We start from the raw sequence: 23,181 nt of genomic DNA, 5'->3' as shown, positions 1-23,181 counted from the left end.
TCAGGTGGCCCCACCGAAGCCGAGACGAACACCGGTGAGCTTCCTCCATGACGGAATGCCACACGGCACGAGAAATGAGGATAACAGCGGGTCACGACGCCCCGGTCAGCGGCTACCCAGCATGCTGCGGGTGAGCGCCTGCTGCTGGGACATGAGCTCGTCGAGGGCGGTCCGCAGGCACGGCTCGTCCAGGGCGCCGTCGTTGTCCACCGCGTGGAGGACCGCGCGCCGAACCCACTCCTTGACGAACGACGCGGTCACGCCCTCGGTGGCCGCGACCAGCGGCTCGGCGTCCGGGAGGTGCAGCGCCGCACCGGCGTAGAGGCGCAGGAGGCGTTCGCGGCACTGGGCGTCCGGGCGAGGAACCTCCACCGCCAGGTCGATCCGGCCGGGGCGTTGCGCCAGCGCCTCCTCGAGCGCCTCCACGCGGTTGGTCGTGAGGACGAACGTCACGTCCGCCTCCGAGCCGATGCCGTCCATCACGTCCAGCAGCTCGAACAGCACCGGGTTGCCCGTGGGCGACATCGACCGGTCCTGGGCGATCAGGTCGACGTCCTCGACCACGACAACCGACGGCTCGAGGCGCCTGGCCAGGGCGGCCGTCGCGCGCAGCCAGCGGATCAGCGCGATGCCGGTGAGCAGGAAGACCGTGCACTCCGGCAGCCGTGAGAGCAGGTAGCGGACCGTGTGTGTCTTGCCGGTGCCGGGCGGCCCGTACAGCAGCAGGCCGCGCTTGAGATGCTGGCCATGGTCACGCAGTGCCGAGGTCTGCGCGGCGGAGCGCACGACGTGCCGCTCGATCGAGGTGAGGACGCCGTCGGGCAGCACCACCTGGTCCGCGCGCAGCGACGGGCGGGGCATGAACGACAGCAGCTTGTTGCCCCGGTGCTCGCTCATGCCGAACGACAGCACCTGACCACGGAAGACGTCCTGCTCGCGAGCGTGTTCCAGCACCTCCTCGCGCACCGCCGAGCCCGTGTGCCGGTCGGCGGCGAGGACCTGCAGGTGGCAGCGGTCCTCGCCGCGGTCCTCCTCCGCGCCCTGGACGGCGAGCACCACCGGCGAGCCGTCCGGCGCGACCGTGCACACCAGGCCCAGCTGCACCGCCTCGGTGGCCGTGGCCGGGCCGGTCGCCACGGTCGTGTAGTCGACCGCGCCGAGCCGGTAGGACTGGCTCGTGTCCGCCGAGGCGAGCATGTCGATGACGGATGTGAAGTGCCGGGCGCCGGCGATGCCGAACCAGGCCGCGTCCGGCGAGTTTCGGGCCAGGTAGGCGTCGATGCCGCGCTGCAGGTTGGCGTGTTCCCAGCTCGGTAGGTGCTCGGCCACGTTCGGGATCTCGGCCAGCGGGCAGCCGACGTGCTCGGTGATCCGGGTGATCAGCGGCGAGCCGGACTCCGCGAGCGACTGCTGGCCGGCGTTGAGCAGGTCGGTCAGGGCACGGGCGAGCCCACGGGCGTCCTCGGTCGGCAGGTTCACCACACCAACGTGCCAGAACTCGCTACTCGGCGTCGGGCTGGGAACGGGACGACGCGGCGGGTCGGAAAAGCTTGGGGCTACGAGGGCTCGGAAGGGTTGGAGGGTTCGGTCGACGCGAGCGACGCGGGCGACGCGGCGGGGTCGGAGGGCAGCTCGGGTTCGGAGGGAGGGTCGGGTTCGGAGGGCTCGGGAGACTCGTCTCTTGGGGGGCGGCCGCGGCGGGGGAGGTGGCCTGCGTTGTCTGGTAGGCGGCCGGACTGGGACAGGGCTCGGCGCAGGAGGAACTCGATCTGTGCGTTCGTGCTGCGCAGCTCGTCGCCCGCCCACCTGGCGACCGCGTCGTGGATCGCCGGGTCCAGGCGCAGCAGCAGCTTCTTTCGTTCGGCCACGAGGACTCAGTGGTAGAGGGAACCGGTGTTGACGACGGGCTGGGTGTCGCGGTCGCCGCAGAGCACCACCAGCAGGTTGCTCACCATCGTGGCCTCGCGCTCCTCGTCGAGGTCCACGACCTCCCGCTCGGCCAGCTTCTCCAGCGCCATCTGGACCATGCCGACGGCCCCCTCGACGATCCGCGTCCTGGCCGCGACGATCGCGCCCGCCTGCTGGCGGCGCAGCATCGCGCCGGCGATCTCCTGCGCGTAGGCAAGGTGCGTGAGCCTCGACTCGATCACCTCGACACCGGCCGCCTCGACGCGGGCGCCGATCTCCGCGGACAGCTGGTCGGTGATCTCCGTCGTGTTGAGCCGGAGCGAGAGCTGCTCGTCGCCGTGGGCGTCGTAGGGGTAGGTGGTGGCTATGTGGCGAACGGCGGTTTCGGTCTGGGTGTTGACGAACTGGTGGTAGTCGTCGACCTCGAACATCGCGCGCGCCGTGTCGGTGACCCGCCAGACCACCACCGCGGCGATCTCGATCGGGCTGCCGTCCGCGTCGTTGACCTTGGTGACCGCGGTCTCGTGGTTGCGGATCCGGGTGGAGATCTTGCGCCGCATCGTGAACGGGTTGGTCCAGCGCAGCCCGTCCTCCCGCACGGTGCCGACGTAGCGGCCGAGGAACTGGATGACCCGCGCCTCGCCGGGCGCCACCATCATCAGCCCGCCGCCGAGGATGGCCGCGGCCAGCGTCACGAGGCTGCCGACGACCACCAGCACGATCATTCCCGTCGTGCCGGGGTGCAGAGCCAGCCGAAGGATCCCGACCAGCAGCATCGCCGCGCCGGCTAAACCCAGCACCACCGCGACGGCGAGCACGGGCAGCCCGCCGGCGCCGAACGCGGCCCGCTCCCGGAGGTGGGGTTCCGGCATCGGCGACTCGACTGTCTCGGCCATGGCGATTCCTTCGGCTCGAAGTGTCTATCAAAGTGATATCACTTTATAGTAGTCTGGCGCCATGAGCGAGGCTTTGAGGTTGTCCAGGTTGTTCAAACGGTTCGGCCGGACGATCGCGGTCGATCACGTCGACCTCGCGGTGCCGGCCGGCTCCTTCTTCGGGCTCGTCGGCCCGAACGGCGCCGGCAAGACCACGTCGCTGTCGATGGCCGTGGGCCTGCTGCGCCCGGACGGCGGCACCGCCACCATCTTCGGCGTCGACGTGTGGGCGGATCCCTTGCGCGCCAAGGCGTTGATCGGCGTGCTACCCGACGGACTGTCGCTGCCGGAGCGGCTGACCGGCGCGGAGCTCCTCACCTACATGGGCCTGCTGCGCGGCCTCCCGAAGGAGACCGTGGCCCAGCGGGTCGACGAGCTGCTCGCCGTGCTGGAGCTCGACGACGCGCGCAACCGCCTGGTCATCGACTACTCCGCGGGCATGCGCAAGAAGATCGGGCTCGCGACGGCGCTGCTGCACGCGCCCCGGCTGCTCGTGCTCGACGAGCCGTTCGAGGCGGTCGACCCGGTGTCCGCCGCGACGATCCGCACGATCCTGCGGCGGTTCGTCGCCTCGGGCGGCGCGGTCGTGCTGTCCAGCCACGTGATGGCCCTGGTCGAGCAGCTCTGCACGCACGTCGCCGTGATCACCCGCGGCCGGGTGGTGGCCGCCGGGCCGGTGGCCGAGGTGCGCGGCGGCACGAGCCTGGAGGAGGCGTTCGTGCACATCGTGGGCGGGCGGACCGGCGGCACGGAGGGCTTGTCGTGGTTGGCGTCCTGATCCGGATGAAGTGGCGGGTGCTGCGGCACTCGTTGCGTGGCAAGCAGGCCGTGCTCACGGCGGCCGGCGCGGTGGTCGGGCTGCTGGCGGCGCTCGGGACCATCGCGGTGGCCACGGCCGACTTCGACCACCCTGGCGTCGCGGTCGACGTCCTTGCCGCGGCCTACCTGCTGTGGACGGTCGGCTGGCTGGTCGGGCCGGTGCTCACCGGCGGCGGGGACGAGACGCTGCGCCCGGAGCACTTCGCGTTGCTGCCGATCGCGCCGCGCCGGCTGGCCGGCGGGCTGCTCGGCGCCGCGTTCCTCGGCGTGCCGGCGATCGTCACGTTCCTCGCGTTCTGCGGGCTGGTGCTGCACGCGGCGGGTCCCGGCGCGGTGGTCGTCGCCGTGCTCGCCGTGCCGTTGCAGCTGGCGCTGGTCGTGGTGCTGTCCCGGGTGGTGATGGCCGCGCTCGGCGCCGCGCTGCAGTCCCGCCGCGGTCGCGACCTCGGCGTGCTGCTCGCCGCACTCGTCGGGCTCTCCGGGTTCGTGATCCAGGCGGTGGGCCGGACGGTCGGGCCGGTGCTGCTGGAGGGTGGGTCGGCGACGCTGTCCACCGTGCTGCGGGCGCTGCCGCCCGGCTGGGGAATCGTGGCCGTCGACGCCGCCGGGAACGGCGACTGGCTCCTCGCGGTCGGCGGCCTCGCCGGGCTCGCGGCGGCGACCGGTGGGCTGCTCGCGGTGTGGGGGGCGCTGCTGGTCCGGCGCACCACCCGGGTCCAGGCCAGCGGCGGGCCGAGCGAGCGGCGAGCCGGCCGGGCGCGGATCGGCGACCTGCTCCCCGCGACACCCGTCGGCGCGGTGGTGGGCAAGGAGCTGCGCACGTGGGTCCGCGACGCCCGCCGCCGGGTCGCGCTGCTGTCGACGGCGATGGCCGCGGCGATCGTCGCGGTGGCACCGGCGCTGAACGGCGGCGGCACCGGGTCCATCCCCGTCGCCGGCCTGGTCGTGGTGTCGCTCGGCTGCGTGCTCGCCGGCAACCTGTACGGCATGGACGGCAGCGCGCTGTGGCACACGCTGGTCGTCCCCGGCGGGGTGGCGGCCGACGTGCGCGGGCGGCAGGTGGCGTGGCTGCTGGTGGTCGGACCGGTGGCGTTGGTACTCGCCATCGTGCTGCCCGCGGTGGCCGGTCCCGACGTCTACCCGTGGGTGCTGGGGCTCACGCCCGCGCTGCTCGGCGGCGGCGCGGGGCTCGTGGTGCTGCTGTCGGTGTTCGCCGGGTACGCGATGCCCGAGCAGCGCGCCAACCCGTTCTCCGCCGGCAACAACCCGGGGATCCTGCGGGCCCTGCTCCAGCTCGCCATCTCCCTGCTGCTGGGGGTCGTGGCGACGCCGGTGGCGGCGATCCTGTGGTTCGCGCCCGAGGTCCGCTGGCTCGGCGTGCCGGTCGGGATCGCCGTCGGCGTGCTGTGCTGGTGGTGGTGGGGCCGGATCGCGCAGCAGCGGCTCGAGCGGCGCGGGCCGGAGCTGCTCGCCCAGGTCGGCAAGCCGGTGTGAGATGACGTCACGGGTGGTCGTCCTCGCGCTCGTCCTCGCCGTCGCCGTGCTCGTGGTGCTGAGCCTCGGCCTGCCGGTGGGGCTCGGTGGCGGGGCCCGGCAGGGGATGGACTGGCTCGGCACCTGGGGGTCGGCGCTGCTGGCAGTGCTCGTGAGCAGGCCCGACCGGCGCGGGGCCGCGGTCTGACAGGGTGACGGCATGAACCCCGCCGCCGTCGCGCTCGTGGCCGGGGCCGCGGTGGCGCACGCCGGGTGGAACCTGTGTGCCAAGCGGGTGCCGGCCGGCGGCGCGCTGTTCGTGTGGCTCGCGGCGGTGTTCTCGGCGCTGTTCCAGCTGCCGCTCGCCGTCGGCACGGTCGTGGCGGACAGTGGCTCGGTGCCGGGGACGTGGTGGCTCGCCGTGCTCGTCAGCGGCGTGATCCACACCGGCTACTTCGTGATCCTGCAACGGGGTTACGCGGTCGGCGACCTGTCCGTGGTGTACCCGCTCGCCCGCGGCACCGCGCCCATGCTGTCGGTCGTCGCCGCGATCTGGCTGCTCGGCGAGCGACCCGGGCCCGCCGCGCTCGCCGGCACCGCGGCCGTCGTGCTCGGCGTCTGGGTGATCGGCGGGCTCGGCTCGTCCGGGAGCAGCTCGTGGGCGGCCGGCGTGGGCTACGGGCTCCTCTGCGGCACGACGATCGCCGCCTACACGCTGTGGGACGCGCACGCGGTCACCGCGCTCGCGGTGCCGCCGCTGATCCTGATGGCCGGCTCCTCGATCACGGAGACCGTGCTGCTCGGCCCGTACGCGCTTGCCCACCGGGTCGAGGTCAGGGACCTGTGGCGGCGGCACAGGACGCCGATCCTGGCAGTCGCCGTGCTCTCGCCGCTCGCCTACCTGCTCGTGCTGTTCGCGCTGCGGCACGCGCCGGTGAGCCTGGTCGCGCCGGCCCGGGAGCTCTCCATCGTGATCGGCGGCGTGGGCGCGTGGCTGCTGCTGGGCGAGCCCAACCCGGCACGCCGGCTGACCGGGGCGGCGATCGTCCTCGCGGGAGTCGTCGCCATCGCGGCCGGCTGAGCGGGGTTACCCGTTGTTGATGTTCTCGATAGTGCGCCCGGGCGGGGTCGTGGGCGAAGATGCGCAGATGGAGCGATCAGCAACGTCGGCCCGATCGTCGGCACGCGCCAGGACAGCGAGCCGGGACGGCGAGCTGTTCGACGGCTACCTCGATCCCAAGCGGCCCTACGCGGGCGCCTACGACGAGATGTTCGCGCCCGACAGCTCGCTGCGGCAGGCCTACCGGCGGCTGTACGAGTCCCTCGCCCCGTCCGCGCCGGCCGAGCTGGGCGCCCGGGCCGAGGCGCTGGACCGGGCACTGGTCGACCAGGGCATCACGTTCTCCCTGTCGGGCCAGGAGCGGCCGTTCCCGCTCGACCTGATCCCGCGGGTGATCACCGCCGCGGAGTGGTCGCGGCTCGAGCGGGGCATCGTCCAGCGGGTCCGCGCGCTGGAGGCGTTCCTCGCCGACGTCTACGGCGACCAGCAGATCATCCGCGACGGCGTGCTGCCGAAGCGCCTGATCACCTCCTGCGCCCACTTCCACCGGCAGGCCGCGCGGCTGATGCCACCCAACGGCGTGCGGGTGCACGTCGCCGGCATCGACGTGGTGCGGGACGAGGACGGCGTGTTCCGGGTGCTGGAGGACAACCTGCGCAGCCCGTCCGGGGTGAGCTACGTGATGGAGAACCGGCGCACGATGGCCCGCGTGTTCCCGGACCTGTTCGCCAAGCACCGGGTGCGCGCGGTCGGCGACTACGCGGTGCACCTGCTGCGGGCCCTGCGCGCGGCCGCCGCGGCGAACGTGCCGGACCCCAACGTCGTCGTGCTCACCCCGGGCGTGCACAACTCCGCCTACTTCGAGCACTCGCTCCTCGCCCGGCTGATGGGCGTCGAGCTCGTCGAGGGCCGCGACCTGTTCTGCCGCGACAACGCGGTCTACATGCGCACCACCCAGGGCGAGCGCGCCGTGGACGTGATCTACCGCCGGATCGACGACGAGTTCCTCGATCCGGTCCATTTCGAGCCCACGTCGGTGCTGGGGGTGGCGGGGCTGCTCAACGCGGCCCGGGCGGGCAACGTGGTGATCGCCAACGCGGTGGGCAACGGCGTCGCCGACGACAAGCTCGTCTACACCTACCTGCCGGAGATCCTGAAGTACTACCTCGGCGAGTCGCCGCTGCTGCCCAATGTGGACACCTTCCGCTGCTGGCTGCCCGACGAGCAGGCGCAGGTGCTCGACCGGCTCGACGAGCTGGTGGTCAAGCCGGTCGAGGGCTCCGGCGGCTACGGCATCGTGTTCGGCCCGTCCGCCGGCCAGCGCGAGCTCGCGGTGCTGCGCCGGCGGATCCGCAACAACCCGCGCGGCTGGATCGCCCAGCCGGTGGTGCAACTCTCGACCGTGCCGACCAAGGTGGGCCACCGGCTCAAGCCCCGGCACGTCGACCTGCGGCCGTTCGCGGTGAACGACGGCAAGTCGGTGTTCGTGCTTCCCGGCGGGCTCACCCGGGTGGCGTTGCCCGAGGGCAGCCTGATCGTGAACTCCTCGCAGGGCGGCGGGTCCAAGGACACCTGGGTGCTCGCCGCCCGCTCGTCCACCGCCGACGCCGAGCTCGCCGGCCGGGGCCTCGCCGGCCGCGCCGGGCAGGGCATGGAGGACATCGCCCCCGAGCGCGGCCCGGAGCTGACCGTGGGCCAGCAACAACAGCAGCAGCAACAACAGCAGCAACAACAGCAGCGTCAGGAGGTGCTCGATGCTGGCGCGTAACGCCGAGTCGCTGTACTGGATCGGCCGCTACGTCGAGCGGGCCGACGACACCGCGCGGATCCTCGACGTGTCGGTGCACCACCTGCTCGAGGACGCCACCGTCGACCCGGACGCCAGCAGCCGCCAGCTGCTCGGTGTCCTCGGCATCACCCCGCCGAAGGGCGAGTCGCTCGACGTGCGGCCGCTCACCGACCTCGTCGCGTTCTCCGGTGAGCACGCCGGCTCGATCGTGTCGTCGATCTCCAGCGCCCGGGAGAACGCCCGGGTGGCCCGCGAGGTCGTCTCGACCGAGCTGTGGGAGTGCATCAACGCGATGTGGAACGCCGTGCCGGACCGGCAGCGGGCGGCGAAACGCCTTGGCCCGCACGAGTTCTTCTCCTTCGTCGAGGAGCGGGCGGCGATGTTCGCCGGGCTCGCCGACTCCACGATGAGCCGCGACGACGGCTGGCGGTTCCTCGTGCTTGGCCGGTCGGTCGAGCGGGTGGACATGGTGGTGCGGCTGCTGATGTCGCGGGCCGGGGACAAGCCGTCCTCGCCCGGCTGGGTCACCGTGCTCCGCTCGGCCGGCGCGCACGACACGTACCTGCGTACCTACCGCGGCGCGCTGGACTCGGGCCGGGTGGTGCAGTTCCTGTTGCTGGACCGGCTGTTCCCGCGCTCGGTGTTCTACGCGCTGCGCCAGGCCGAGGCGGTGCTGGAGCAGCTGGACCTGCGGCCGACCGTGCGGGTGGGCGCGAAGGGCGAGGCGATCCGGCTGCTCGGCAAGGCCCGCAGCGACCTGGAGTTCCTGCGCGACGACGAGCTGCTCGACGACCTCACCACCCGGCTCGCCGGGTTGCAGAAGACCGTCCGGGACGTCGGCGAAGCCGTTGCGCTGCAATACTTCCACGCGGTGCCATGGGTGGCGTGGACGAACGCGGGGGTGTCGTTGTGAGCGGAGCTTGCGGAGCGAACCATCAAGCACAGGGCGGAGCTTGCGGAGCGAACCATCAAGCACAGTGCGGAGCTTGCCGAGCGAACCAGGGGGCGTCGTGAACTGGCGGGTGCGGGTGGTGCATACGACCGGGTACCGCTATGCCGCGCCGGTGACCCAGTCCTACAACGAGGCCAGGCTGACCCCGCGCAGCGACCGCCGGCAGAACCTCGTGGTCAGCCGGGTCGAGACCACGCCGGCCACCAGGTCCTACCGGTACACCGACTACTGGGACACCGAGGTCACCGCGTTCGACCTGCACGCCCCGCACACCGAGCTGAAGATCGTCTCCTCGTCGGTGGTCGAGACCGGCGACGTGGTCAGCCCGGTGGACAGCGCCGCCTGGGCGGACCTGCGTGCGCCGGAGGTCGTCGACCGGTACGCGGAGTTCCTCGAGTGGACCGACTACGTGCCCAGGCACCGCGAGCTCGGCGCGATCGCCCGCGACCTGCGCAAGGGCCGGCGGCCGGCGGATGCGGTGCTCGCGGTGTCGGAGTGGGTGCACGACAAGCTCACCTACCAGCGCGGCACCACCGGCGTGCACTCCTCGGCGGTCGACGCGTGGCAGGCGCGCGAGGGCGTGTGCCAGGACTACGCGCACCTGACCCTGGCGCTGCTGCGCTCGATCGGCATCCCCGCGCGGTACGTCTCGGGATACCTGCACACCAAGCCGAACGCGAGCATCGGGGAGACGGTCAACGGCGAGAGCCACGCGTGGATCGAGACGTGGACCGGCGGCTGGTGGGGCTTCGACCCGACCAACGACGTGGAGATCGGGCCGCGGCACATCTGGGTGGCGCTCGGCCGGGACTACACGGACGTGTCGCCGCTCAAGGGCACGTACTCCGGCGGCGCGGCGACGGCGATCGAGGTGTCGGTGGACGTGACCCGGCTGGCCTGATACTCCCCGGGGAGTAGTCCCGGCCCGACTGGGTACCGCCCCGCGCGTAGCCCAGGTCCAGTCGCCGGTGCGACGTTTTCCGGCGCGGTTGTCGCGACCATTGGTGTCACCGATACCGATGGGAGCAAACGATGAACGACAGTCCTACCCCCAAGCGCAGGCTGGGATGGCGAGTCGGCGTGGGTGTGGCGGTGGTCGGCCTCGCGAGCGCCGGGGCGATCGGCATCGCGGCGGCCACGTCCGGGCAGCCCTCCTCCGAGCCCGCGCCGCCCGCCCAGGAGCACGACGGCCCGCCGTGGGCCGGCGGTGACTGGGGTGGCCACTCGGGTGGCGGCGGCCCGTTCGGCCTGTTCCAGGCGTTCGGCGACCTGAACATCGCCGACATCTCGCACGCCGAGGTGGTGCTGGCCAAGAAGGGCGGCGGCTCCGAGACCCTGGTCGTGCAGAAGGGCGCGGTGACCTCCGTCAACGGCGGCGCGATCGCGCTGAAGAGCGCCGACGGCTACACGAAGACCTACACGGTGAACGCGGACACCAAGGTCAACGGCGACCAGAAGATCGCCTCGGTGGCCAAGGACGAGCAGGTCGTGGTGGTCGCCAAGGCGGGCGGCGACAAGCCGGCCGCGACGATCGTCGTCGACATCACCGATCTGGGCTGGAAGTAACCCCTACCGGACCGCCCCGGACGGCGCGCAGGCACCCGCGCCGTCCGGGGCTCAGCCTTTGGACGGCGCCGATGGACCACGACGACGGGGCGGACGAGCGGCTCTACGAGCTGAGCCGCGTGCTGGACAGCCGGGCGCGGCTCGCTGTGCTGCGCATCCTCGTGACCGGCGAGGTGCCGGTGGCCGAGCTGGTCCTGCGGATCGGCGGCAGCGTGGTCGAGGACCTCGCGGTGCTGCGGGCGGCAGGGCTGGTCGACATCGCGCCCGCGGGCCGGGTGCGGCTCGCGTCGCTGCATGTCGTGGCGCTGCTGTCGGCGCTCGGCGCGGTGGCGTCGGTGCGGCGCCAGCCTTCGGCCGGTCAGCCCTCGGGCTGACCGGTGCCGCGACGTACCATCGGGTTCTGATGAACTTCAGCGAAACCCACGCCGGTCAGCCCTGAATGAGGTGGACGGACCGGGTCGGGTGGCTCGGCGGCGCGGTCTACGACTTCGGCGTCGAGCGGGAGTGGCTCGCCCGGCCCACCGGCTGGGCACTCTGGGGTACCGACGTCTCCCTGCTGTACCGCGAGATCCGCGCGCTCGGTGACCTGCCCGACGGCGCCGCGGTGCTCGACGTCCCGTGCGGTGGCGGGGTCACGCTGCGCGGGATGCGTCCCGGCGTCCGGTACGTCGCCGCGGACCTCTCACCGGCGATGCTCGGCCGGACCCGCCGGCGCGCCGCGCGGCTCGGGCGGCGGATCGAGGCCGTCGAGGCGGACATCGTGCGGCTGCCGTTCCCCGACGCGGAGTTCGACGTCTGCCTGTGCTTCAACGGCCTGCACTGCCTGCCCGACCCGGCGGCCGCCGTCCACGAGCTGGCCCGCTGCCTCAAGCCGGGCGGGCGGCTCGTCGGTGACACGATCGTGCGGCAGGCGGGGCCGCGCCAGGACGTCGCGATCTCGCTGTTCCGGCGGGCCGGCCTGTTCGGTGCCGGTGGCACGGTCGCCGGGCTCGAGCGGTGGCTCGAGGACGCGGGCCTTCGGGTCGACCGGCTCGAGGTCTCCGGCGCGGTCGCGCACTTCACCGCCACCCGGTGAGCCGTCACCGGCCGGTCGGGCGGATGTTCTGGTTGAGGTGGAACACGTTGTCCGGGTCGTAGACGTCCTTGACCGTCCGCAGCCGGGCGAGCTTGGCCGCCGGGTAGGCCCGCCGCACGCCCTCGGCACCCTCGTCGGCCAGCGCGTTGACGTACACGCCGCTGGCGTACGGCGCGAGCGTGGCCGCGGCCGCGCGGGACGCCGCCATCCGCGCCGCGTCCTCGCCCGCGTCGGTCCACCGCATGCCGGTGCCCCACTCGAACACCGTGCCGCGGTGGCTGAACGCGGCGTCGGCGTCGGGCACCTCGTCGATCGCGCCGCCGTAGGCCTGCAGGCCGGCGTTCGGCGCGTAGGAGCCGTGGCCGCTCTCGGTGCCACGCAACAGGAACGCCTCGATGGCCGCGTCCGGGAGCGTGCGCAGGTAGTGGCCCTTGGAGTAGCGGCGGTAGGTGTGGCCCTGCACCGAGTCCTCGCGCGTCTGCAGCGCCACGTACGACGGCTCGGTGACCCGCGCGGCCACCGGCCGGCCCAGCGCACGCAGCGCCGGCAGGTAGGCCCGGGCCGCCGCCGGGTCGCCGACCCAGACGAAGCCGAGCGTGGTGAGCCCGTTGCGGCCGACCGACGCGGTGAACGTCGCCCGCCGCGGTGCCTCGGCGTTCAGGTCCCGCCAGGCCCGCAGCGCCGCGGCCGCCCGCTCGAGCGGGAAGTCGTACTCGGCGACCAGGGTCCGGGTGCCGGTGTCGTGCAGCCGGAACTCGAACTCGGTGACGATGCCGAAGTTCCCGCCGCCGCCACGCAGACCCCAGAACAGGTCCGGGTGCTCGTCGCGGCTCGCCCGGACGACCTCGCCGGCGGCCGTGACGACCTGGTAGGACTCGACGTTGTCGCAGGCAAGCCCGTACTGGCGGGCGAGCCAGCCCATCCCGCCGCCGAGCGTGAGGCCGCCGACGCCGGTGTGCGAGACGTTGCCGGCGGTGGTCGCGAGCCCGTGCGCCTGCGCGGCGCGGTCGAGCGCACCCAGGAGCGCACCACCCCGCACGATCGCCCGCCGCCGGACCGGGTCGACGCTGACGTCGTTCAGGGGCGTCAGGTCGATCATCAGGCCGCCGTCCGGCACGGCGAGCCCGGTGCCGCTGTGCCCGCCGCAGCGGACGCCGATCTCGAGGTCCAGCTCGCGGGCCGTGCGCACGGCGGTGACCACGTCGGCCACGCTCGCGCAGCGCGCGATCAGCCGCGGCCGCCGGTCCACCATCGCGTTCCAGACCGCGCGGGCCTGGTCGTAGTCGTCGTCGCCCGGCAGGAGGAGCTGGCCGTCGAGGTTCATCGTCGCTGCCTTCGTCGCTGTCGTCATGAGAAGAACGGTGACAGGAATCGGTCTCCGGATTAAGGTCCGATTCCATGACGGTTGCCAGTACCAATTCGCCGGTCGCCGAGCTGCTGATCGAGCTGCGGCGCGACGGCGTGGTCCCGCTGCACCGGCAGATCGAGGCGGCCATCCGGGACGGCATCCGCGCCGGCCGGCTGAGCCGGGGCAGCGCGCTGCCGCCGACCAGGGCCATCGCCGCCGCCCTCGGGGTGTCGCGGGGAGTGGTGGTCGAGGCGTACCAGCAGCTGGTCGCCGAGGGGTACCTGACGAGCCGGACCGGCGGGTACACGCAGGTCGCGATGGGCGCGCTCGCCGCGGCCGCGCCGGCGCCGGCCGTTGTCCGCAAGCCGCGGATCGACTTCGGCTACGGGCGCGCGGACGTGACGCACTTCCCGCGGGCGGCGTGGCTGCGCTCGATCCGGACCGTGCTGACCGACGCGCCGAGCGAGCGGTTCGGCTACCTGTCCGGGCACGGGATGCCGGAGCTGCGCGAGGCGCTCGCCGAGTACCTGAACCGGGTGCGCGGGACCTCGGCGCGGCCGGAGAACGTGGTGATCTGCAACGGGTACGCGCAGGGGAGCGCGCTGCTCATCCAGGTGCTGGCGGCGGCCGGGGCGCGGCGGCTGGGGGTGGAGGACCCGTCGGCGGGCGACGACGCGCGGCCGGTCGCCGAGGGGCTGGGGCTCGAGGTGGTCGGCGTGCCGGTCGACGCGGACGGCATCGAGGTGCCGGCGCTGGAGCGCTCCGGTGTCGACGCGGTGATCCTCACGCCGTCGCACCAGTGGCCGACCGGTGGGGTGCTGTCGGCGGAGGCGCGGGTGGCGGTGCTGCGCTGGGCGGCGCGGACCGGCGCGCTGGTGATCGAGGACGACTACGACGCGGAGTTCCGCTACGACCGCACGCCGGTCGGCGCGATGCAGGGGCTGGTGCCGGACGTGGTCGCGTACGCGGGGTCGGCGAGCAAGACGCTGGCGCCGGGGCTGCGGATCGGCTGGCTGGTGGTGCCCGCCCACCTGTCCGACGCGGTGGCCGCGGCGAAGGTGGCGGCGGACCGCGGCTCGCCCGCGATCGACCAGCTGGCGTTCGCGGACTTCGTGCGCCGCGGCGAGTTCGACCGGCACCTGCGCCGGATGCGCCCGCTGTACCGTCGCCGGCGCGACGCGTTGCTGGCCGCGCTGTCCCGGCGGCTGCCCGACTTCGAGCCGGCCGGGCGCGCGGCGGGGCAGCACCTGGTGGCGTGGCTGCCACCGGACCTGTCGGAGGCGTCGGTGGTCGCCGCCGCGGCCGCGCGGGACGTCGGGGTGTACGGGGTGTCGCCGTACCGGCTGTCCTCGCGGGGCCGGGACGGGTTGATCTTCGGGTACGCGTCGCTGAGCGAGCGCACGATCGCCGAGGGGATCGACGTCCTGGCCGAGGTGGTCGCCGCACTGCGCCGGTGAGTCGGCAGGTCGCGGTTGCCCACCCGCGACGCCGGTCGGATCCGTACCCACTTCCCCACCGTGGACCTGCTCACACCGGCGTGATCGGGGCGCATGGGACCATGTGTCGTATCCGTATGACATCGCGAGGAACCTGAGTGACTACGTTCGCCGACACGACGTTCACAGATCCTGAGCTCATCAGGAACTTCTGCATCATCGCGCACATCGACCACGGCAAGTCCACGCTGGCCGATCGCATGCTGCAGCTCACCGGCGTGGTCGAGGAACGGGCCATGCGCGCTCAGTACCTCGACCGGATGGACATCGAGCGCGAGCGTGGCATCACGATCAAGGCGCAGAACGTCCGGCTGCCCTGGCAGGTCGGTGGGCAGGACCACGTCCTGCACATGATCGACACGCCCGGCCACGTCGACTTCACCTACGAGGTGTCCCGCGCGCTCGAGGCCTGCGAGGGCGCGGTCCTGCTGGTCGACGCCGCGCAGGGGATCGAGGCGCAGACGCTCGCGAACCTCTACCTCGCGATGGAGAACGACCTCACGATCATCCCCGTGCTCAACAAGATCGACCTGCCCGCGGCCGACCCGGACAAGTACGCCGCCGAGCTCGCGCACATCGTCGGCTGCGAGCCGGACGACGTGATGCGGGTGTCGGCCAAGACCGGCAAGGGCGTGCGGGAGCTGCTGAACGAGATCGTGCGGCTCATCCCGGCGCCGCGGGGCAACTCGGACGCCCCGCCCCGGGCGATGATCTTCGACTCGGTGTACGACACCTACCGCGGCGTCGTCACCTACATCCGGGTGGTGGACGGCAAGATCACCCCGCGGCAGCGGATCAAGATGATGTCCACCGGCGCCACCCACGAGCTGCTCGAGGTCGGCATCATCTCGCCGGAGCCCAAGCCGAGCGCGGGTCTGGGCATCGGCGAGGTCGGCTACCTCATCACCGGCGTGAAGGACGTGCGCCAGTCCAAGGTCGGTGACACGGTCACCAGCGAGCGGCACGGCGCCACCTCGCCCCTCGCCGGCTACCGCGAGCCGCGCCCGATGGTCTACTCGGGGCTGTACCCGGTGGACGGCTCGGACTACGCGGACCTGCGGGAGGCGCTGGACAAGCTGCGGCTCAACGACGCCGCGCTGAGCTTCGAGCCGGAGACCTCGGCCGCGCTCGGGTTCGGCTTCCGGTGCGGGTTCCTGGGTCTGCTGCACCTGGAGATCGTGCGCGAGCGGCTGGAGCGCGAGGCCGGCCTCGACCTGATCTCCACCGCGCCCAACGTCGTCTACCGGGTCGACCTGGACGACGGCGGCGAGGTCGTCGTCACCAACCCGTCGGACTGGCCGGAGGGCAAGGTCGGCCAGGTGTTCGAGCCGGTGGTGAAGTGCACGGTGATCGCGCCGAGCGACTACATCGGCGCGATCATGGAGCTGTGCCAGAGCCGGCGCGGCGTGCTCGGCGGCATGGACTACCTGTCCACCGACCGCGTCGAGCTGCGCTACACGATGCCGCTCGGCGAGATCATCTTCGACTTCTTCGACATCCTGAAGTCCCGCACCCGCGGCTACGCGTCGCTGGACTACGAGCCCGCCGGTGAGCTGGCCGCCGACCTGGTGAAGGTCGACATCCTGCTGCAGGGCGAGCCGGTGGACGCGTTCTCCGCGATCGTGCACCGCGAGTCGGCGTACGCCTACGGCACGCGGATGGCCGCGAAGCTGCGCACGCTGATCCCGCGCCAGCAGTTCGAGGTCCCGATCCAGGCGGCGATCGGCGCCCGGGTCATCGCCCGCGAGACCGTGCGCGCGATACGCAAGGACGTGCTGGCCAAGTGCTACGGCGGTGACATCACCCGCAAGCGCAAGCTGCTGGAGAAGCAGAAGGAAGGCAAGAAGCGGATGAAGATGGTGGGCCGGGTCGAGGTGCCGCAGGAGGCCTTCGTCGCGGCGCTGTCCACCGACGAGTCCCCGGACAAGACCAAGGCGAGGAAGTAGCCCTCCGTACATTGTCGGTGACCCGTGGTTGAGTTGGGTCATGGACGGTTTTGGGATTGAGTTCGCGGGTGGGTCACCCTTCACGGTGGCCGATCTGGCGAACACACCTCACGACGGCAGGCACTACGAGCTGATCGACGGAACCCTCGTGGTGAGCCCCGTGCCGGGGGTGGTTCATCAACGGATGGTGTACTCGCTCGCGGTCGCACTGGACGCGGCATGTCCGCCGGGTCTGGATGTACTGCCCGGCCCGTACGCGGTCCGGCTGTCCGACATCACCGAGCTGCTGCCCGACGTCGTGGTCGCGCAGGACGAGGACTTCACCGAGGAGTGCTTGCCGGTCGCACCGTTACTCGTCGTGGAGGTGTTCATGCCGAGTACCAGGCTCACCGATCTGAACAACAAAAGGGCGATCTACCAACGGTTCGGCGTGCCGAGCTACTGGGTGATCGATCCGGAGGACCGGGCGCTGACCGTGTTCGAGCTCGATGCAGCCGGGGTCTACGAGCAGGTGGCCGAGGTCAAGGGTGCCGACGCGTTCGAGGCGCGGCGGCCGTTCCCCGTGCGGGTCGTGCCGCTGGAGCTGCTCGGCAAGCTAGCCCGGAAATAGCCAGGCCAGGGAGGCGCGGCACTTCTCGACGTACGCGTGCTGGTTCGTGGCTATGCCGTGTTCCATGTCCTCGAACACCGTGCATCTCGCGTAGAACGCGGCTCGCTCCGCGATGCCCGCCGGGTCGCCGCGGCGGTAGTGGCGCAACGCCGTTATCAGCGCGGTCGGGCCCAGGTCGCGGTGGAGCTTGCCGAAGTCGAAGGCCGGGTCGACGATCGCGGCGTCGGTCCAGTCGATCACGCCTGTCAGGTGCCAGGTCGACGGGTCCACCAGCACGTGCTCGATGCCCAGGTCGTTGTGCGAGAACACCGGCTCGAAGTCCGCCGCCGGCGGCTCGGCGGCCAGGAACCGCAGCACAGCCTCACGCCGGGTCGACGGCACCTGGTCGGCCAGCATCGCGTGGTAGGACGCCGCCTCGTGGAGCCACTCGCGCAGGGGCACCTGGTCCGGGTCGACCAGCCGCGCCATCCGGTCCAGCGGCAGCTCGTGCAGCACCGACAGGAACCCGCCGAGCGTGCCCGCCAGTTCCTCGGCATGCGGGGCCACCGCCGCCGGCTCGAGGTCGAGCAGCGGCGTGCCGGGCAGCTTGTCGTAGGCGATGCATCCCGCCTCGGCGTCGACGAACCGGGGCACCGGCACGGGCACCGGCGACACCGACGCGACCACCTCCAGCAACTCGCCCTCCCGCGAGACCACGGCGGCCCGCAGGGCGCGATCCTGCTCGGTGCTGAACCGCACGACCAGCGTGCCGTTCACCTCGTAGGCCGCGTTGTCCCGGCCGGCGCCGAGCGCGTCGATGGTCTCGACCGGGAGGTCGGGCAGGTGGTGCCGGACCACGTCACGCACGACGCCGTCCCAATCGCTCCCCATGTCCGGCATCCTAAGTTCGCCGGGTCAACGCTCGGCGGAGCGTGACTACAGAGCGTTCACATCCGTCCAAGCCGGCGCCGCCGCGAGCGCCTAAGGTGCCCAGACATGGCAGACGATCCCTTGTCACGGCTGCGTGCCCTGTGCCTCGCGCTCCCCGAGGTCACCGAGAAGCTCAGCCACGGCGAGCCGACGTGGTTCGTGCGCAGGACATTCGTCATGTACGCCGAACACCACCACGACGACCGGCTCGGGTTCTGGTGCGCGGCGCCGCCGGGGGTGCAGGAGGAGCTCGTGGCCGCGGAGCCCGCGCGGTTCTTCCGGCCACCGTACGTGGGCCACCGCGGCTGGCTCGGCGTGTACCTCGACGTGCCGGTCGACTGGACCGAGCTCGCCGAGATCGTCCAGGACGCCTACCGCACGGTGGCGCCCCGCAAGCTCCTCGCCCAACTGGATGGCTAAGGCCTGTCTCGTAGATCATCGTATGAAGTCCTGCGCCGACCACCGGAACCTCAGGGGACCGTGACGGCACCCAGCCACCACCCACCCCGATACCCACACCATTCGCCGGAACGCAACGCACACTTTAAATCCCGGGGAGGCGGACTAGACCGTGACGGCACCCAGCCACATCCCACCTCGATACCCGCACTATTCGCCGGGACACAACACGCACTTTTAATCCCGGGGAGGCGGACTAGCTGCCCAGCTGACGCAGCGCCGCCTCGTACTTCGCGCGCAGCCGCTCCTGGGTGGCCGTGTCGAGGCGGCCCATGCGGTCCTCGGACATGTTGTCCGCGATGTCCGCCCGCTTCACGACCAACGCCATCGGGTTGGCCATCACCCGGCTGAGGTAGTCGGCCTGGGACTCGTCGGGATGTCTGCTGATGGCCGCCACCGCCGCCAGCACCTCGGGCGGGCAGCCGACCGCGGTGAGGTCGTCGAGCGTGACCTCGGTGTCCTCGACCACGTCGTGCAGCACGGCGGTCATCCGTTCGTGCTCACCCTTGAGCGAGCCCATCACGCGCAGCGGATGCGCGATGTAAGGCCGGCCCGACTTGTCCAGCTGACCCTCGTGGGCTCGGCGGGCGAGCTGGATGGCCTCATCCAGCGTGAACGTTCGCGGCATGGGACCTCATCGAGTGAAGACGATCTTGCCGGCGGTCTCGCCGGCAAGCATCTGGCCGAACCCGTCGGCCGCATCGGTCATCGGCAGCTCGGCGCCGATCTGCGGCCGGACGCCGGCGAGCTGGCAGAACTCGAGCAGACCGGCCAGCTCGTCGCGGGTGCCCATCATCGAGCCGAGCACCCGCACCTGCATGAAGAACAGTCGCTGTAGGTCGGCGCTGGGGTCCGGGCCGCTGGTGGCGCCGGACACGACGATCGTCCCGCCGGGCCGGACCGACTTCATGGAGTGCGCCCAGGTGGCCTTGCCGACGGTCTCGAACACCGCGTCCACCCGCTCGGGCAGCCGCGCGCCGGACTCGAACGTGGCGTGCGCGCCGAGCTGGGTCGCGAGCGCCCGCTTCTCCTCGGTCCGCCCGGTGACCCACACCCGCATGCCGGCCGCCTTGCCGAGCGCGACCAGCGCCGTCGACACGCCACCGGAGGCGCCCTGCACGAGCATCGTCTGCCCTGGTCGCAGGCCCGACTTGGTGAACAGCATGCGGTACGCGGTGAGCCACGCGGTGCCCATGCAGGCGGCCTCGCTGAACGACAGCCCGGCCGGCTTGGGCAGGACGTTGCGCGCCGGGACGATGACCGTGTCGGCGAACGTGCCCTGGTACTTCTCGGTGAGCAGCGTGCGCTTCGGGTCGAGCGTCTCGTCGCCGTAGACCGACGCGTCGCCGAGGACGCCGTGCACGACCACCTCGGAGCCGTCGGCCAGCACGCCGGCACCGTCGCAGCCCAGGATCATCGGGAACTGCTCGGGCTTGATGCCGACGCCGCGCAGCGTCCACAGGTCGTGCATGTTCAGGCTCCCGGCCCGCACGGAGACCGCCACCCAGCCGTCGGGCACCTCGGGATGTGGTCGTTCGCCCACCCGCAGCGCGTCGAGCGGCTTGTCGGGGTTGGGCTCGGCGGCATACACGGCGAACATGCTTCGCAACTTACCCACGTTCGCCATCCGGCGAACCGTCGGAGTGGTGTAGGTCTACTCTCGAGGTCATGCTGTCGGACTGGTGGAACGGCGTCGAGCTGTGGGTGCTCGGCCTCGCCTTCCCGCTCCAGTTCGCGCTCGTGATGGCCGTGCTGGCGCCCGTGTGCCTGGTCGTGGCCTGGGCGATCGACCGGATCGTGGACCACACCTCGGCGCTGTTCGGCCCGTCGAGCTGCGAGGAGCCGCCGATCGGCACCACGCTGCCGGCCGACGGGGAAGCCCCTCAGGACACGGAAGCCGCTCAGCACCCGGAAGCCGCTGAGGACACGGAAGCCGAACCGGCGCCCCCGGAGCCGCCGGCGCACGACGAGCGGGTGCCCGCCGAGTCCAGCGGCCGCTGAGTTCCTAGGCTGGTCCGGTGGGTTCGTCACGTCGTATCACGGTCGCCCTGGTCGGGCTCGTCGTTCTCGTGCTCGCCGGCTGGTTCGTCCGCGGCCTGGCGAGCGGGGACGACACCGCGACGCCGCCCGGCGCGGACTCCGGCCTGCCGGTCCGCGCGCTGTCCGACCTCCCGCACGAGGCCGACGGCACCTGGCGGCTGATCAAGGAGGGCGGCCCGTTCCCGCACGAGCAGGACGGCACGGTCTTCGGCAACCGCGAGCGGCTGCTGCCGCCGGAGACGGCCGGCTACTACCACGAGTACACAGTGGACAGCCCCGGCAGCGACGACCGCGGCCCGCGCCGGATGGTCACCGGCTCGGCCGGCGAGCTGTACTACACGGCCGACCACTACGTGTCCTTCGTCGTCGTCGACCCGGGCCGGTGAGCGCCATGGAGCACGTGCTGGACGGCACGGCGATCCGCAGCAAGGACGAGTTCCTCGACGCGGTCGCCGCCGCGCTGTCCTTTCCCGACTGGTTCGGCCACAACCTCGACGCGCTGTACGACTCCCTGCGCGACCTGTCCTGGCTGCCGCCGGGCGAGCACGTGCTGGTCTGGTCCGCGCCCGAGGTGCTCGAGCGGGCCGATCCCGGTGCCTACGACGCGATCCTCGACGTGCTGCGGGACGCGAGCGAGCCGGGTGTGCTGAGCTACGTGCTCAGGCCTCGCTGACCGGCACCCACGCGGGCGGACGCTTCTGCGCGAACGCCGCGATGCCCTCCTGGCCCTCCGCGCCGGCGAAGAACCCGGCGGAGAGCTCGAGCATGTCGGCGAAGTCGTCGGCGAGCTCGGCCGCGCGGGCCCGGCGCAGCATCTCCTTGGTGGCCGCGAGCGCGGTCGGGCCGCCGAGCGCGAGCATGCCGGTGTAGCGCTCGACCTCGGCGTCGAGCCGGTCGGCCGGCACGGCGGCGTTGAGCAGGCCGATCTCGACCGCACGGGCCGCGTCGAACTTCTCGCCGGTGAGGAACAGCTCGTGTGCGGCGCGGGGCAGCAGGCGCGGCAGGACGGTGACCGAGATGACCGCCGGCACGAGGCCCAGCCGGACCTCGGTGAACGCGAACGTGGCGGTGTCGACCGCGACCGCGATGTCGGCGGCCGCGACGATGCCGACGCCTCCCGCGCGGGCCGGCCCGGCGAGCTTGGCGACGACGGGCTTCTCGCTGGTCCAGATCCGGGTGAGGATCTCGGGGAACTCGTTGACGCCGTCGGTGCTGGAGCCGGCGCTGCCGGCCTCCTTGAGGTCCATGCCGGCGCAGAAGACCGGGCCGGTGTGGTCGAGGACGATCACCCGGACCGCGTCGTCGGCGGCCGCGGCGGCCAGGTGGTCGCGCAGCTCGCGGCGCAGCTGCGCGGACAGCGCGTTGCGGTTGTGCGGGGAGTCCAGCGTGATCGTCGCGACGCCCTCGTCGGTCGAGTAGTGCACCAGCTCAGCCATGTTTCGACCCTAGTGCGCCGTGCCGCCGGCCGGCGGTTGACCTGGAGTTCGGTCCAGCACCTAGGGTTCGGGCACCGGTCTCGGAAAGGACTCGCACATGCGGTATCGCACGCTCGGCGGCACGGGCATCGAGGTGAGCGTCCACTGCCTGGGCGCGATGATGTTCGGCTCGGTCGGCAACCCCGACCACGATGACTGCGTCCGGATCATCCACACGGCACTGGACGAGGGGATCAACTTCGTCGACACGGCCGACATGTACTCCGCCGGCGAGTCCGAGGAGATCGTCGGCAAGGCGCTGGCCGGGCAGCGGGACGACGTCGTGCTCGCGACCAAGGTGCACTTCCCGATCGGCGACGGGCCCAACACCGGCGGGAACTCGCGGCGCTGGATCGTCCGCGAGGTCGAGGAGAGCCTGCGGCGGCTGCGGACGGACTGGATCGACCTGTACCAGATCCACCGGCCCGACCACACGACCGACATCGAGGAGACGCTCTCGGCGCTGACGGACCTGGTGCGGGCGGGGAAGATCCGGGCGTTCGGCTGCTCGACGTTCCCGGCCGAGGACGTCGTCGAGGCGTACCACGTGTCCACGGCGCGTGGGCTGTACCGGTTCCGGACCGAGCAGCCGCCGTACTCGTTGCTGGCGCGGGGAATCGAGCGGAGCGTGCTGCCGACGTGCCAGCGGCTGGGGATGGGTGTGCTGGTGTGGAGCCCGCTCGCGTCGGGCTTCCTGTCCGGCAAGGTCCGCCGCGGCCAGCCGGTCGACCTGTCCGCCGGCCGGGCCGGCCTGAACCCGGGCCGGTTCGACGAGTCGATCCCGGGCAACGCGGCGAAGTTCGACGCGCTCGAGAAGCTCGTGGCGCTGGCGGCGGACCTCGGCTGCACGCTGCCGGAGCTGGCGGTGGCGTTCAGCGCCGCGCATCCGGGGGTGACGTCGGTGATCGTGGGCCCGCGGACGATGGACCAGCTGACCGCGACGCTGAAGGGCGCGTCCCTGACGCTGGACGACGCCGTGCTCGATCGGATCGACGAGATCGTCGCGCCGGGCGAGGACCTCTACCGCGCGGACGGCGCCTGGCTGCCGCCGTCGCTGGCCGACGTGTCCCGCAGGCGGCGGCCGGCGACGGAGCGCTCGGCCGCCTGACGGCCGTTGGCCTCCGGCCCCGGTATCCAGCTTACGGGGCGGCACCGACGGTTTCGGCCGAGCGGACCGGCGCTTGTGGACAACCGGGCCGGGGGCCGGCAGGCGTGGCCTCCGGCCCCCGGTATCCAGTCTACGGGGCGGCACCGACGGTTTTTGGCTGCTGCCAACGGGTCTGTGGACAACCCGGTCTTGTCCACAGGCTCCGTTGTCAGC

General features: G+C 72.2%; 25 protein-coding genes and 1 pseudogene. 18 read left to right on the top strand and 8 right to left on the bottom strand.

The features are described 5' to 3' along the window. Nucleotides 1–105: 105 nt before the first annotated feature. The 3 genes and pseudogenes from VGD70_RS08280 to VGD70_RS08270 all read right to left on the bottom strand — a co-directional run bounded on the left by VGD70_RS08280 (nt 106) and on the right by VGD70_RS08270 (nt 2,804). Entirely contained in the window at nt 106–1,479 is a 1,374-nt protein-coding gene (locus tag VGD70_RS08280) for an ATP-binding protein (RefSeq protein WP_331079767.1), read from the bottom strand. Between the two features lie 185 nt (nt 1,480–1,664). Then, nucleotides 1,665–1,868 (bottom strand): annotated as a pseudogene (locus VGD70_RS08275) (hypothetical protein); the annotation flags it as partial. A gap of 6 nt (nt 1,869–1,874) precedes the next feature. Next, entirely contained in the window at nt 1,875–2,804 is a 930-nt protein-coding gene (locus tag VGD70_RS08270; RefSeq protein ID WP_331079765.1) for an SPFH domain-containing protein, read from the bottom strand. 61 nt (nt 2,805–2,865) lie between these two features. On the opposite strand from VGD70_RS08270, the gene VGD70_RS08265 reads away from it, so the two are divergent. The 10 genes from VGD70_RS08265 to VGD70_RS08220 all read left to right on the top strand — a co-directional run bounded on the left by VGD70_RS08265 (nt 2,866) and on the right by VGD70_RS08220 (nt 11,577). Next, the gene (locus tag VGD70_RS08265; RefSeq protein WP_331079763.1) at nt 2,866–3,621 is read left to right on the top strand and encodes an ABC transporter ATP-binding protein; all 756 of its coding nucleotides are present in this window, start codon (nt 2,866–2,868) and stop codon (nt 3,619–3,621) included. After that, entirely contained in the window at nt 3,606–5,156 is a 1,551-nt protein-coding gene (locus tag VGD70_RS08260) for a hypothetical protein (protein WP_331079761.1), read from the top strand. The genes VGD70_RS08265 and VGD70_RS08260 overlap by 16 nt, the downstream gene beginning before the upstream one ends. Before the next feature lies 1 nt (nt 5,157). Further along, nucleotides 5,158–5,343 (top strand): hypothetical protein, encoded by a 186-nt coding sequence (locus VGD70_RS08255; RefSeq protein ID WP_331079759.1) that lies wholly within the window; start codon nt 5,158–5,160, stop codon nt 5,341–5,343. Nucleotides 5,344–5,355: 12 nt separating this feature from the next. Then, on the top strand, nt 5,356–6,216 hold the full coding sequence (locus VGD70_RS08250) for an EamA family transporter (protein ID WP_331079757.1): 861 nt from the start codon (nt 5,356–5,358) through the stop codon (nt 6,214–6,216). Between the two features lie 67 nt (nt 6,217–6,283). Continuing rightward, nucleotides 6,284–7,963, top strand: coding sequence for a circularly permuted type 2 ATP-grasp protein (locus VGD70_RS08245; RefSeq protein ID WP_331079755.1), 1,680 nt, complete (start codon nt 6,284–6,286; stop codon nt 7,961–7,963). Beyond that, on the top strand, nt 7,950–8,897 hold the full coding sequence (locus tag VGD70_RS08240; RefSeq protein ID WP_331079753.1) for an alpha-E domain-containing protein: 948 nt from the start codon (nt 7,950–7,952) through the stop codon (nt 8,895–8,897). Before VGD70_RS08245 ends, VGD70_RS08240 begins: the two co-directional genes overlap by 14 nt. A gap of 97 nt (nt 8,898–8,994) precedes the next feature. After that, nucleotides 8,995–9,837: a transglutaminase family protein gene (locus VGD70_RS08235; protein WP_331079779.1), complete on the top strand. Its 843-nt coding sequence runs from the start codon at nt 8,995–8,997 to the stop codon at nt 9,835–9,837. A 131-nt stretch (nt 9,838–9,968) separates the two neighbouring features. Continuing rightward, a complete protein-coding gene (locus VGD70_RS08230; protein ID WP_331079751.1) occupies nt 9,969–10,502 on the top strand; it encodes a hypothetical protein in 534 nt (177 codons plus the stop codon). 71 nt (nt 10,503–10,573) lie between these two features. Next, nucleotides 10,574–10,876: a hypothetical protein gene (locus VGD70_RS08225; RefSeq protein ID WP_331079750.1), complete on the top strand. Its 303-nt coding sequence runs from the start codon at nt 10,574–10,576 to the stop codon at nt 10,874–10,876. 65 nt (nt 10,877–10,941) lie between these two features. Further along, the gene (locus VGD70_RS08220; protein WP_331079748.1) at nt 10,942–11,577 is read left to right on the top strand and encodes a class I SAM-dependent methyltransferase; all 636 of its coding nucleotides are present in this window, start codon (nt 10,942–10,944) and stop codon (nt 11,575–11,577) included. Between the two features lie 4 nt (nt 11,578–11,581). Here the strand turns inward: VGD70_RS08220 and VGD70_RS08215 are convergent, their stop codons facing one another. Next, nucleotides 11,582–12,928 carry an FAD-binding oxidoreductase gene (locus VGD70_RS08215; protein WP_331079746.1) on the bottom strand — a complete coding sequence of 449 codons (1,347 nt, stop codon included), beginning with the start codon at nt 12,926–12,928 and terminating at the stop codon, nt 11,582–11,584. Between the two features lie 47 nt (nt 12,929–12,975). Here VGD70_RS08215 and VGD70_RS08210 point away from each other — a divergent pair, with 47 nt between their 5' ends. The 3 genes from VGD70_RS08210 to VGD70_RS08200 all read left to right on the top strand — a co-directional run bounded on the left by VGD70_RS08210 (nt 12,976) and on the right by VGD70_RS08200 (nt 16,977). Continuing rightward, nucleotides 12,976–14,382, top strand: coding sequence for a PLP-dependent aminotransferase family protein (locus tag VGD70_RS08210; protein WP_331079744.1), 1,407 nt, complete (start codon nt 12,976–12,978; stop codon nt 14,380–14,382). Between the two features lie 137 nt (nt 14,383–14,519). After that, entirely contained in the window at nt 14,520–16,367 is a 1,848-nt protein-coding gene (gene lepA, locus VGD70_RS08205) for a translation elongation factor 4 (RefSeq protein ID WP_331079742.1), read from the top strand. A gap of 85 nt (nt 16,368–16,452) precedes the next feature. Beyond that, nucleotides 16,453–16,977: a Uma2 family endonuclease gene (locus VGD70_RS08200; protein WP_331079740.1), complete on the top strand. Its 525-nt coding sequence runs from the start codon at nt 16,453–16,455 to the stop codon at nt 16,975–16,977. Here VGD70_RS08200 and VGD70_RS08195 read toward each other — a convergent pair. Further along, nucleotides 16,963–17,847 (bottom strand): phosphotransferase family protein, encoded by an 885-nt coding sequence (locus tag VGD70_RS08195; RefSeq protein ID WP_331079738.1) that lies wholly within the window; start codon nt 17,845–17,847, stop codon nt 16,963–16,965. The genes VGD70_RS08200 and VGD70_RS08195 overlap by 15 nt on opposite strands. A gap of 105 nt (nt 17,848–17,952) precedes the next feature. On the opposite strand from VGD70_RS08195, the gene VGD70_RS08190 reads away from it, so the two are divergent. Next, nucleotides 17,953–18,306: an MmcQ/YjbR family DNA-binding protein gene (locus VGD70_RS08190; RefSeq protein ID WP_331079736.1), complete on the top strand. Its 354-nt coding sequence runs from the start codon at nt 17,953–17,955 to the stop codon at nt 18,304–18,306. A gap of 235 nt (nt 18,307–18,541) precedes the next feature. Here the strand turns inward: VGD70_RS08190 and VGD70_RS08185 are convergent, their stop codons facing one another. Next, complete coding sequence (locus VGD70_RS08185; protein ID WP_331079734.1) at nt 18,542–18,973, bottom strand: HD domain-containing protein; 432 nt, start codon at nt 18,971–18,973, stop codon at nt 18,542–18,544. 6 nt (nt 18,974–18,979) lie between these two features. Beyond that, the gene (locus VGD70_RS08180) at nt 18,980–19,945 is read right to left on the bottom strand and encodes a zinc-binding dehydrogenase (protein ID WP_331079732.1); all 966 of its coding nucleotides are present in this window, start codon (nt 19,943–19,945) and stop codon (nt 18,980–18,982) included. A gap of 68 nt (nt 19,946–20,013) precedes the next feature. On the opposite strand from VGD70_RS08180, the gene VGD70_RS08175 reads away from it, so the two are divergent. The 3 genes from VGD70_RS08175 to VGD70_RS08165 are packed head-to-tail and all read left to right on the top strand — an operon-like array spanning nt 20,014 to nt 21,058. Beyond that, nucleotides 20,014–20,346 (top strand): hypothetical protein, encoded by a 333-nt coding sequence (locus VGD70_RS08175; protein WP_331079731.1) that lies wholly within the window; start codon nt 20,014–20,016, stop codon nt 20,344–20,346. Between the two features lie 17 nt (nt 20,347–20,363). Continuing rightward, nucleotides 20,364–20,771 (top strand): ribonuclease domain-containing protein, encoded by a 408-nt coding sequence (locus VGD70_RS08170; RefSeq protein WP_331079729.1) that lies wholly within the window; start codon nt 20,364–20,366, stop codon nt 20,769–20,771. Nucleotides 20,772–20,776: 5 nt separating this feature from the next. Further along, the gene (locus VGD70_RS08165; RefSeq protein WP_331079727.1) at nt 20,777–21,058 is read left to right on the top strand and encodes a barstar family protein; all 282 of its coding nucleotides are present in this window, start codon (nt 20,777–20,779) and stop codon (nt 21,056–21,058) included. On the opposite strand, the gene VGD70_RS08160 is transcribed toward VGD70_RS08165, so the two are convergent. After that, nucleotides 21,045–21,821: an enoyl-CoA hydratase-related protein gene (locus VGD70_RS08160; protein ID WP_331079725.1), complete on the bottom strand. Its 777-nt coding sequence runs from the start codon at nt 21,819–21,821 to the stop codon at nt 21,045–21,047. The two genes, VGD70_RS08165 and VGD70_RS08160, sit on opposite strands and share 14 nt — an antisense overlap. 97 nt (nt 21,822–21,918) lie before the next feature. Here VGD70_RS08160 and VGD70_RS08155 point away from each other — a divergent pair, with 97 nt between their 5' ends. Beyond that, complete coding sequence (locus VGD70_RS08155; protein ID WP_331079723.1) at nt 21,919–22,968, top strand: aldo/keto reductase; 1,050 nt, start codon at nt 21,919–21,921, stop codon at nt 22,966–22,968. Nucleotides 22,969–23,181: the final 213 nt, after the last annotated feature.

This window comes from Actinophytocola sp. (assembly GCF_036402745.1).
In the GTDB taxonomy this organism is placed as follows: domain Bacteria; phylum Actinomycetota; class Actinomycetes; order Mycobacteriales; family Pseudonocardiaceae; genus Actinophytocola.
This window is presented reverse-complemented; position numbering and strand designations above follow the sequence as displayed.

What these genes read in the sequence shown, in the direction of transcription:
- VGD70_RS08185 (WP_331079734.1), bottom strand. Translation starts at nt 18,973, where the DNA reads ATGCCGCGAACGTTCACGCTGGATGAGGCCATCCAGCTCGCCCGCCGA.
- VGD70_RS08180 (WP_331079732.1), bottom strand. Translation starts at nt 19,945, where the DNA reads ATGTTCGCCGTGTATGCCGCCGAGCCCAACCCCGACAAGCCGCTCGAC.
- VGD70_RS08220 (WP_331079748.1), top strand. Translation starts at nt 10,942, where the DNA reads ATGAGGTGGACGGACCGGGTCGGGTGGCTCGGCGGCGCGGTCTACGAC.
- VGD70_RS08215 (WP_331079746.1), bottom strand. Translation starts at nt 12,928, where the DNA reads ATGACGACAGCGACGAAGGCAGCGACGATGAACCTCGACGGCCAGCTC.
- VGD70_RS08195 (WP_331079738.1), bottom strand. Translation starts at nt 17,847, where the DNA reads ATGGGGAGCGATTGGGACGGCGTCGTGCGTGACGTGGTCCGGCACCAC.
- VGD70_RS08190 (WP_331079736.1), top strand. Translation starts at nt 17,953, where the DNA reads ATGGCAGACGATCCCTTGTCACGGCTGCGTGCCCTGTGCCTCGCGCTC.
- VGD70_RS08240 (WP_331079753.1), top strand. Translation starts at nt 7,950, where the DNA reads ATGCTGGCGCGTAACGCCGAGTCGCTGTACTGGATCGGCCGCTACGTC.
- VGD70_RS08230 (WP_331079751.1), top strand. Translation starts at nt 9,969, where the DNA reads ATGAACGACAGTCCTACCCCCAAGCGCAGGCTGGGATGGCGAGTCGGC.
- VGD70_RS08255 (WP_331079759.1), top strand. Translation starts at nt 5,158, where the DNA reads ATGACGTCACGGGTGGTCGTCCTCGCGCTCGTCCTCGCCGTCGCCGTG.
- VGD70_RS08160 (WP_331079725.1), bottom strand. Translation starts at nt 21,821, where the DNA reads ATGGCTGAGCTGGTGCACTACTCGACCGACGAGGGCGTCGCGACGATC.
- VGD70_RS08265 (WP_331079763.1), top strand. Translation starts at nt 2,866, where the DNA reads ATGAGCGAGGCTTTGAGGTTGTCCAGGTTGTTCAAACGGTTCGGCCGG.
- VGD70_RS08175 (WP_331079731.1), top strand. Translation starts at nt 20,014, where the DNA reads ATGCTGTCGGACTGGTGGAACGGCGTCGAGCTGTGGGTGCTCGGCCTC.
- VGD70_RS08245 (WP_331079755.1), top strand. Translation starts at nt 6,284, where the DNA reads ATGGAGCGATCAGCAACGTCGGCCCGATCGTCGGCACGCGCCAGGACA.
- VGD70_RS08210 (WP_331079744.1), top strand. Translation starts at nt 12,976, where the DNA reads ATGACGGTTGCCAGTACCAATTCGCCGGTCGCCGAGCTGCTGATCGAG.
- VGD70_RS08155 (WP_331079723.1), top strand. Translation starts at nt 21,919, where the DNA reads ATGCGGTATCGCACGCTCGGCGGCACGGGCATCGAGGTGAGCGTCCAC.
- VGD70_RS08250 (WP_331079757.1), top strand. Translation starts at nt 5,356, where the DNA reads ATGAACCCCGCCGCCGTCGCGCTCGTGGCCGGGGCCGCGGTGGCGCAC.
- VGD70_RS08165 (WP_331079727.1), top strand. Translation starts at nt 20,777, where the DNA reads ATGGAGCACGTGCTGGACGGCACGGCGATCCGCAGCAAGGACGAGTTC.
- VGD70_RS08270 (WP_331079765.1), bottom strand. Translation starts at nt 2,804, where the DNA reads ATGGCCGAGACAGTCGAGTCGCCGATGCCGGAACCCCACCTCCGGGAG.
- VGD70_RS08225 (WP_331079750.1), top strand. Translation starts at nt 10,574, where the DNA reads ATGGACCACGACGACGGGGCGGACGAGCGGCTCTACGAGCTGAGCCGC.